Here is a 9,926-nt window from a genome sequence, read left to right on the forward strand (position 1 = left end):
ATTTAGGTACAGACCCTAGTACCCGGAATCAGAGCTGAGTGATACGTCAGCCTGTGAAGCGGCGTTGGCGGACCTTTTTCTTGGTCCAGACGAAGGGCTCACCCGGCCACGATCCGCAATTCGATCCAATCCGACTAGGCTGGCGGCGCCTGTTCCATCCGCTCGGGCCGCCTTTTGGGGCCTCGTCGAGCGCCAAGCCATCGCCCAGGCTACGAGACGAAAGCCGTCAAGTTTTTGATTTGTCGTGCTTCGTTAGGTGTTTGTACTGCGTTTTTGTTTACGGTGTTTTCATCCAATTCGTTGCGGTTTTCGTTGCGTGCTCAAATGATATAAGTTTCAGGGCCACTCGCCGGCACTTCGGTTTACGTTTTTGACCAAATTGTCAGGAGACGAGTATGCCCACCCGCACTCAAAGCGCCAGTACCTCGCACGCTGAGTTCATGCGAGCCGCGAATAACGAGCTAACCAAATTCGAGCGCCGCGAGCGCGAGTTTCGGAAGCAAGACCGCGACGAACGGGCCAAAAGATTGCAATTGCCGGTGGAAAATTTACGACGCCGAAGATTGGCACGTAAGGAAACCATCAAGCGCACTTCATCGAACTTGAGACCGCGCGCTCCCGACGATGAGATGAGCATGCCTCAAGGTGCCCGATCCGAGAGGCTCTTGGTTCATACATGTTCTCATGATCATCAAGCTGCGATTCCGTGTCTATGCGCGTTCAGGATTTCAGCCGTTCCCGGCAAGATGTCGAGATCGCACCGGATTCGAGCTTGACGGGTCTTCTGCCTCCCGAAGTAACGCCTCACAAGTCCGATCTCCTAGTCGCCGACGTTCCGTCGATCGGTCGCAGGGCAACAGCAATGATTGTGACACTTCCAAATCATCGTGGTTCATCAGGTGCTCGCCGCATCAGTCCTCTGAAGCTGGCAATCCGTTCAATGACCCGGCGCATGCCGGTCGTCGACGCGTCGACCTCACCGAAGAAGCGAACCTCTCTCTCCCGGCCCGTCTCCACAATCGCGATGGCGCAGCTTCGCAACGTCCATTCCAACAAATGTTTCTCTATGATCTGCCAGGGCTCGTCCTCCCTTGATGAGGATAGGCTCCCGACCATCCGATCGACCCTCGGACGCGCAGTGTCGGGCGCGCCATCTCACCGGCGGCTTTGCTACGCTTTCCCGTGGAGGCCGCCGCGATGACGATATGAATAGTTGTCTCCATGCACGTTGGTTGAGTTCCTGTACGAGCCCACCACGCGACGCCAAATCTTCCGTTCAGTTCGCCGGCGGGATGTTCGGCACCGGAGTCGGCACGTCACTCAATTTTGGCTACGTGGTCGCTTCCGTATTGCGCGAGACCGTACGCTGCAGTTCTGGCCGAGAAACGATCGCTCACCAACAGGGGTTTTGCCGAGCCCGTACTTGTGAAAGTGCGGTGAGCCCTACACAGCGCAGTGGCGCCTAGAAACAAGGGGAAGCGATCGCAAACCATTCGCTTGGCGCCGACATAATTCTACTCCCTCACCTCAAAGGCATAAGCGTGTAGGAGAGCCTTCAATTACCGGCAATTTATTGCCACGGTCGCCGTCCATCCAGTTAATCGGCTGGACGAACTGCTGCCCTCGAATTGGACGTCACCGACAACCAACCTCGGCCCGAGCTGCGTGACCACCCTCTGCAGGTTTTGGCCATTGCGCTGCCTGCTTTGAGCTTCAGTCTTTGATTGTTAGGACTTGTCCGCGACGTCTGTCCTCACTCCTATTGTGGGCATGCAAAATGCTGTGCTCGGGTCAACTACCAACGCTGGTAATTGATCGAGATGACGGAAACTGCGATTTGATCGATGAGCATCGAGCTGATCAAGTCGAGCTAGTTGAAACGTCATTTGCAGGTATTCGGCATGCAACATCAACCAAAATCTGTTCTCGGCAGCAGCTCCGAACGTTGGCTGACCTTCCACAGTGGTCCGGGAGAGCCACTCCGGGCGCGCTGCAACAGCGGCGATGTGTCAGGTCTGCGGTCGCCTCATCACTGAGGAAAATTGAGCCACATTTTGCCACGCCAGACGAGGTCTTCGAGCTGTTGTGGTACGACGAACTTGCCCGTGCGGAAGCGCTATCTTCATCCTCTTGACCTAGGCAATAGCTTCCCGTCCACCCTGCAACAGACTCATTCTCGAAAGACCACTGCCATGAAGCCGGCTGCCTTACTGTCACACTCCGCGGCACTCCTCACCAAAGCACACGTTTTCCCTCCTGAAATTGGACGTACCGTCGAATGGCGCGAACCTCTTACGCGGCCGATTTGTACATTGCTGCACTATATCAACCCCGATCCCTTGCTCAACTCAATGCCTATCCAGTTACTGGCAAACAGCGACTAGCTCAATTTCGTTCAAGAAGAAACGCCAATGGCGAATGATGATCTGACCTTCTTGAGATGTGAGATCCGTCTTTCAAGAAACCGAAGACCCCGCACCGCAGCAACAACCAAAGCGACATACTAAATCGACGGAGGCGCTCATGTTGGCACAACGGACAGCCTTGTTCAAATCGTCGGGCACCGCGGCGGCGAGTGCTGCCGCCAAAGCAGTTGCCGCGAGTGGCAAGGAAATCATCGATCTGACCGCCGGAGAGATCTGGAGCCACACGGCTCCATCAGTGCGCGAGGGCGCGATCGCCGCAATTAACTGCAACATCAACCGCTATACCGACACGCTCGGTCTGATGGAGTTGCGCCATGCGCTTGCTCGCAAGATTTCCGCCGAAACCGCCCAGCCCTGGTCAGCAGATGAAATCGCGGTGACGACAGGCGCTAAACAGGCGCTCTTAACGCAGCTATGGTCATTGTGAATCCCGGCGACGAAGTGCTGATCCCCGCCCCCTACTGGACCACCTTCCCAGCTCAGATCATCGTTGCCGGCGGCACGCCCGTCTTTATCGAGACAAGGAACAGTAACTTTGTGCCGAGGCTTGCGGACCTTACGGCGGCCGTTACGCGAAAGACTAAGGCGATCCTGATCAACACGCCAAACAACCCGACTGGGGCCGTCTATGACCGTGACGCTCTTGCCAACATGGCTCAGCTAGCCATCGACCATGAGCTCTGGATCATCTTCGATGAATGCTACGGGGCTTTCGCCCACGCCCCACATGTCCATCATCCGATCGTCACGCTGGCGCCTCGCGCACGCGATCGTACGTTGATCGTCAATTCGTTCTCGAAGTCATTGGCCCTCACCGGCTGGCGGATTGGCTATCTCGCCGGTCCCAAGGCGGTCATCAGCGCAGTTAAGGCGCTACAAAGCCATACAACCTCCAATCCCAATGTCATTGCCCAGCATGCGCTGCTCCATCATCTGGAGTCCGGTGATCCTGCTTTTCAACTGCAATTGCAGCGTCAAGTTAGCGACGCGCGGGCACTCGGGCTGTCGATTCTTTCAGCGCTGAGTTCGGTGCCCCAGCCAGCCGCCCAAGGTGGATTCTACTTCTATCTCGATCTCGGCGGCTTGCAGCGGTCCGCCAAGGCCAATGGTCGCGACCTAAATGCCGATAATGTCGTTGGCACGCTGCTGATGGATGCTGGTGTCGCAACGGTGTCTGGCACAGCTTTTGGCGACCCCGCCGGGATCCGTCTCTCCTACGGCATCGATCTCCACTTACTCGACCAAGGCTTGCGGCGTCTTACCGCAACTCTAGACACTTGGAATTAAGTTATCGGCTCCGCAAGGGGCCTTGAGAAGAGGGTTACATAGTACCTGATAGGCCAAACCACGCCATCATCCTCGCATCGGGGTACGGCCCGCGCCTGCGTACCTATGACCGAAACACTGTTAAAGCCCCTAACAGATGTACATGACACACCGATCTTGCACAACTCGCGCGACAATCTCGCCTGGTTTGGCGGCGTCTAAACAACTGTCGGCAACGGCTATCGAAGGAAAATATAATCGCGTCCCGCGGCGACACGTTCAACTAAACAACTCGAAGCCGGGCTCAACCGCCTTGTGGAGATTCTCAAGGCTTGGGAATGACGACAGGATATCGCGCAACGATTGCAACGATGAAAACACCCAAAATGACCACCAATGCTCCCAAGAAGGCCGTCATTCTCGCCGCCGGCTCCGGCTCTCGCCTGCGACCGCTGACGGATTTGTGCCCGAAGCCCCTGATCAAGGTCAACGGCACACCGATCCTTCACAATGCCCTGCGAAACCTGGAGGCAGTTGGCGTCGAAGACGTGACAATCGTCGTCGGCTACCGCAAGGACGCCATTCAGTATGCCTGTGGAAATCGCTTTGGCAGACTTAAGATCAACTATGTCGAGTCAACCGTTTTCGACCGCACCGGCAGTGCCTATTCCCTCTGGCTGGCGCGTAAGGCGCTTCTGTCCGGAGACTGCTACCTCTTGGAAGGCGACGTCTTCTTTGAGGAGGACGTGCTACGTTATCTCAATGTTTCCGATGCTCTCGATTTAGCCGCGGTTGCACCATTCGAGTCGAGCATGGAAGGGTCCGCCGTAACGCTCTCAGAGCATGGACTTATTTCTGAATTCCGGATGAAGCAGACGGCAGCGAAGCTCGACGCGGACGGCCCGGCACTTTTCAAAACAATGAATATACTGCGGCTTAATTCCACTACGCTGAGACAGACGATTGTCCCCTCGCTGGATGACATCATCGGTTCCGGTGGCACACAGACGTACACCGAGGAGCTGCTCGCCGGTCTCATCGAGAGAGGCAGACTACAGCTTGCCGCAGTGCGCTGCGACGATCTTCGTTGGTATGAGATCGACAGCGCGGACGACTTGCGCATCGCTGAAAGCATCTTCGCAACAGCATCGCCGCGCTCGTCAGACGGGTCGTTCGAGCACCCGATCGTTGGTTGAGGGCAGTTCCAATGTTGCGCCAGCTTATCGATCCGGCCAACGCTGTGACTGCAGCAGGTCTAATGCTCTCGGTCATCGGAATCAACTTTGCGATCGCCGGCCGTCTGGAGGCCGGAGTAGCCATTGTGCTTTGGGCGTTGCTTGCCGATCACCTCGACGGCGTTGTAGCCCAGCGAACGCAAGGCCGCGCTGCGGAGACAGGACAGGTTGGCAAAAATCTAGACTCGCTCGCTGATCTGGTGAGTGCCGGTGTCTTTCCGGCTATAACGTCGATAATTGTCGGCCATGGTTCAACGGTTACCGTCGCCGCAGGAACTGTTCTCGTCGTAGCCAGCGCCTTGCGACTAAGCTACTTCAACGTATTCGGATCTCCGGGCGGCCGGTTCATCGGCGTGCCGACCACCTACGCGGTACCGGCAACCGCAATCGTATTCTTGCTCCGTTCGGTCATCCCCGAGGCGATCTTCCCCAATCTGCTCGCGTTTGTCCTCGTTGTACTTGCTGTCCTGCACATTGTCCCGCTCCGAGTGCCGAAGACGGCTGGCTTCATGTACCTCGTCGTCACCGCGTTCTGCGTTGGGGCATCTATCGTATTGGCAACGAGAATATGAACGAACAGCCGCGGCATAACCGTTTGGAGGAGCTGATGCCTGAGTCCAGCCCGAAGTTTGCGATCGACCTGACTACGGCCCTACCGCCCGCACCGCACATTATACACCGGGCTCTTGAAGAAGCGTTTCGGCAAATGTGTCGCGCGGATACGACCACGATGGATATCCGTCACAACCGCCCGGGCGGAGCAAGGGAAGATGTTGAATGCGGATCGCGCTGGCTGCGTGGCCGGTTTGAGCAAGAGCTCGACCCTGAACGGATTGTTGTGACGAATGGCACGCAGAGCGCGTTGAACCTACTATTTGGAACAATGGAGCCCGGAGCGACCTTGTTCACTGAATCAATCACCTATGCCGTGTTGAAACAACTTGCCACGCGCGCTGGGTTGAAGCCCATCGGTGTACCGGTTGATCAAGAGGGAATAATTCCCGAAGCTCTTGAGGAGGGCTGTCTCGGAAGAACGGGCCAGCGAGTTCTATTCTGTAATCCTACTGTCCACAATCCAACGACTGCGGTGATGGGCGGTGCCCGCAGGGTCCACCTCGCGGAGACGTGTAGGAGACTTGGGATTTCGATTATTGAGGACGACGTACTCGGCTTTCTACATCCCGATGCCCCGCCACCGATAGCCGCCTTTGCGCCGGACATTACCTGGTATTGCATGAGCGTCTCCAAGTGCTTTGCGATGGGTTTACGATTTGCCTATCTACTTGCGCCGAGTGCTGACCGCGCACGGGAATTAGTGGCACCGGTACAGAGGTTGTCCTGGTGGTTTCCGAACGCTCTATCCTCTCTCACTATAAACCATTGGATACGCACCGGCCTTGCGCAACAAATTATCGATGCCGTAAGGGCGGATATTCGCGAACGCCATGCGATCGCATCCGAGATCTTAACAGCTACCGAGTACGTTACGAAGCCTGGATCGCTCCACGTTTGGATGCCTTTGCCGGATCGTGTTGAGCGGCATGCCCTTGTGAACGCCGCAAAACTATGCGGCATCCTCATACGCCCCGCAGACGTTTTCGCTGTCAGCGACTCCCGCGTTCCAAACGCAGTCCGGGTGTCGCTTACGGCGCCGCCGACGACCAATGACCTCACCGTTGGACTCTCAATCCTGGATAAACTTCTGGGATGGGAGATTCAGAAGGCCAAGGAAAGCCCGTTCAATGACCCCACACTTGGACTCTCACTCCTGGATAAACTTCTGGACGGGAGATCCAGACGGCCAAGGGAAACCCGATCGAAGCCGTTGCGCTGAAGGCACAAGGCTAAGGAGGAGGATATGTACAAAGTGTCAATAACACGTGTTCCTCTTTCGGCCGTTGTCCCGCTGCGAACATCAGAACTCCGGCCGAAAAGACATCCGAAGGATACAATTACAGGCGGCGATCTTCTATCGGACAGCATCCACGTCGCCGCGATATCGCAAGATCAATTGCTCGGAGTTGCGTCGGCGGTTAGAGAGCCAGCGCCTCCCCCACTAGGCGGCGCCGCCGCTTGGCGGGTTCGCGGTGTCGCAGTTATCGGCCATTTGCGTGGAACTGGAGTTGGACGTCAGCTCGTTGAAACCGCATGCAATCTGATCGCGGATAGAGAAACCTCAGTCTGGCTTTACGCACAAGAACACGTCAGTGGCTTCTACAAGAAACTCGGGTTTGCACCGGTTGCGAGCTGCGTCCCGCATCACATCGCCGGCCTTGTGGGCCTATATGAACTGAAGCTTAGCAAGCGGGACCCCGCGTCAAACAGCGCCGACAACAGAAGGGCTTGACGATGGACACTGCGATCCAATGGGGTGCGTTCACGACGAGTGCTCACGATTACAGTCAACGCCCGCCGCATTCCCCAGAACTTCTGAGAACGCTATCTGCAGGTCTCCACATCAAGAAAAATCAACGGAATGTGGTTGATCTGTGCGCAGGTACAGGGAATTTGACAGCGACGCTGGTGTCGCTCAACCATGAAGGATGGGCCATCGAGCCCGAGGCGATAATGCGCACCGAGGCTCGGCGTCTTGGTCGCGGAGGCGACCTGTTCGAATGGCGCTGCGGTACGGCTGAAGAAACCGGGCTGATCGACGAGAGCGCGAGTTGGATCCTAATCGGAAACGCATTTCAGTTCCTCGACGCGCAGCGAACGCTCAGGGAATGTAATCGCATCCTTAGACCAGGCGGCTTCCTCACGGTGCTCTGGAACCCGAGAGACTTACTGGTTGATGCCTTTCAACGTTCTATTGACGAACTCGTCCGTGCATCTTCCTCTGCCATCTCTCAGACGTTTACAAATGCTGAGACGGCTGTCCAGCCTATCGAGACTTCCTCACACTTCGTGCCGTTGATTTATTGCGATCGCGTAGATTGGCACGAGATGTCGCCGGAGACCTTCATGGCGACTTGGCGATCGGCACATTACGTTCCAAGCCAAATTGGGCCGATGGCATGGTTCGCTCTTCTAGAGGACATTCGCGCTCGGGTCAGCAGCGTCCGATCATTTAGGACAGCCTGGCGAACAAGGGCCTGGACTTACAAAGTGACCAAAAGCTAAGGAGCCAGCGCGACGGAGCCGGGGCTTTAGCATTTTTCGTTGGCGAGCATGAGGAGGACTATAATGGCGAAGCGAACACGTCACATCAAATTAGGTTTGTTCCTCATAGTCGACGGTTCCCACGAGGCCGCGTGGCGGCATCCCGACGCGACCTCGGCGCGGGGGATGGCGTTCAAGCGGTATGTCGATGTTGTGACCACTGCGGATCGCAACTTCTTCGACTTTGTCTTTCTTGCCGACACTCTTGGTATCACCTCGGACAACCTCCCAATGATCAGCCGCAATGCGCGCTCGGAGTGTTACGATCCCATCGTCCTTCTGTCTGCTCTAGCGCCATTCACACAGGCAGTCGGTTTGGTAGCGACGGCCTCCACGTCCTATAATGATCCCTATCAAGTCGCACGCAGATTCGCTTCGCTCGATCATCTGAGCGATGGTCGGGCGGGGTGGAATGTCGTTACCTCGGCGAATAGGTTCGAGGCGCTCAATTTATCCAGTGACGATCTTCCGCCCCACGAGGCGAGATATCGTCGTGCCCGGGAGTTCGTCTCTGTTGTGAAGGGCCTATGGGATAGCTGGGATGACCATGCATTCGTCCGCGACAAGGAATCGGGACTCTATTTCGAGCCGAGTAAGATGCATGTGCTTGACCATCGGGGAGAATTCTTCTCGGTTCGAGGCCCATTGAACATTCCCAGATCGCCACAAGGTCATCCGGTAATCGTTCAAGCAGGATCGTCGGAAGATGGTCAAGATCTTGCTGCGGCGACGGCCGACGTCGTGTTCACTGCCCAAGACAATCTCGCAGATGCAAGAGATTTCTATGCGAAGTTGAAGGCACGACTCCAGCGCTATGATCGCGGCGAAGAAGATCTCATTATCATGCCCGGCATATTTCCAGTAGTCGGGCGAACCCAGGGCGAAGCCGAGGATCGCTTTGAAAGCCTGCAGTCTCTCTTGCATCCGGACGTTGGCATTCCTTTCATTAGCCGCCTCGGTGGTCTCGACCTGTCAGGGCTTGCTCTCGACGACATGCTTCCGTCAGTTATTGACGCAACCAACTCAAGCAAGAGCAGGCAGAAATTGTTTGTCGCGACCGCGAGGCGCGATTCTCTGACAATTCGGCAGATGTTCATGCGCTTCGCAGGAGCTCGAGGTCATTTGCAGGTCGTGGGTACAGCCGCAACAATTGCCGATTGCATCGAAGAGTGGGTCAGTACCCGCGCTGCGGATGGTTTCAACGTCATGCCGCCTTTGCTGCCGAGTTCGATGAACGACTTTAAGGACTTGGTCATCCCGGAATTGCAACGCCGCGGCCTGCTTTCTTCTGCCATCCGCACAGGCACTCTGCGTGAGAAGCTGGGCCTCCGACATCCTCCCGATATGTCGCACGTCTATGCAAGTGATCGGCCTGACGAACTGCCGCTGCATAGTCGGATCGAACCGTAGACAATAAAAGATGTCGGACATGACTGCGCGAGCGTCGGTTTCTTCGGTTGAGACTGCATTTGACCGGCCGACTATCATAGAAACAGACCTGCTCACACCAACGGCACTGATCGACGCGCTGACGTCGCCAGCAGAAATGCTGCGCGCCTTAGGTCTGCTCCAACCGCTTGGCATCGCAGTGGTCAGAGAGGGCAAGCAGGCTCGCTTTCGTCTCTTAGCGGGCTCCAGTGTCTCATCAATCTGCAAAAGGAGGTTCCAATGTCAAAAGTTCCGATTTGTCCTGCGACCAAGTGGGGCGACTTTAGCATCAATGCAACCGAGTATGGTCAAAACCCCCCATATTCAGCAGTTGTACTCGGCGCACTCACCAGATCGGTCGCCAGCGTTTTTGGTGATGTCCTGATCGCCGAACTAGTGGCTCTGCACAGTG

6 protein-coding genes and 1 pseudogene are annotated in these 9,926 nt (G+C 56.2%); all 7 read left to right on the forward strand.

All coding sequences use genetic code 11. The features are described from left to right. Positions 1 to 2,523: 2,523 nt before the first annotated feature. The 7 genes and pseudogenes from FXB38_RS41430 to FXB38_RS41460 all read left to right on the forward strand — a co-directional run bounded on the left by FXB38_RS41430 (position 2,524) and on the right by FXB38_RS41460 (position 9,496). A pseudogene (locus tag FXB38_RS41430) lies at positions 2,524 to 3,713 on the forward strand (pyridoxal phosphate-dependent aminotransferase). Between the two features lie 365 nt (positions 3,714 to 4,078). Next, positions 4,079 to 4,888, forward strand: a complete 810-nt coding sequence (locus FXB38_RS41435; RefSeq protein WP_148756632.1) for a phosphocholine cytidylyltransferase family protein — start codon at positions 4,079 to 4,081, stop codon at positions 4,886 to 4,888. Positions 4,889 to 4,899: 11 nt separating this feature from the next. Then, on the forward strand, positions 4,900 to 5,499 hold the full coding sequence (locus tag FXB38_RS41440) for a CDP-alcohol phosphatidyltransferase family protein (RefSeq protein WP_148756627.1): 600 nt from the start codon (positions 4,900 to 4,902) through the stop codon (positions 5,497 to 5,499). After that, the gene (locus FXB38_RS41445) at positions 5,496 to 6,761 is read left to right on the forward strand and encodes an aminotransferase-like domain-containing protein (protein WP_148756628.1); all 1,266 of its coding nucleotides are present in this window, start codon (positions 5,496 to 5,498) and stop codon (positions 6,759 to 6,761) included. Before FXB38_RS41440 ends, FXB38_RS41445 begins: the two co-directional genes overlap by 4 nt. Before the next feature lie 24 nt (positions 6,762 to 6,785). Continuing rightward, a complete protein-coding gene (locus tag FXB38_RS45265) occupies positions 6,786 to 7,274 on the forward strand; it encodes a GNAT family N-acetyltransferase (protein WP_148756629.1) in 489 nt (162 codons plus the stop codon). A gap of 2 nt (positions 7,275 to 7,276) precedes the next feature. Next, positions 7,277 to 8,047, forward strand: a complete 771-nt coding sequence (locus FXB38_RS41455; RefSeq protein WP_148756630.1) for a class I SAM-dependent methyltransferase — start codon at positions 7,277 to 7,279, stop codon at positions 8,045 to 8,047. Positions 8,048 to 8,110: 63 nt separating this feature from the next. Beyond that, positions 8,111 to 9,496 (forward strand): LLM class flavin-dependent oxidoreductase, encoded by a 1,386-nt coding sequence (locus FXB38_RS41460; protein WP_148756631.1) that lies wholly within the window; start codon positions 8,111 to 8,113, stop codon positions 9,494 to 9,496. Positions 9,497 to 9,926: the final 430 nt, after the last annotated feature.

This window comes from Bradyrhizobium cytisi (assembly GCF_008123515.1).
Taxonomy (GTDB): Bacteria; Pseudomonadota; Alphaproteobacteria; order Rhizobiales; family Xanthobacteraceae; genus Bradyrhizobium; species Bradyrhizobium cytisi.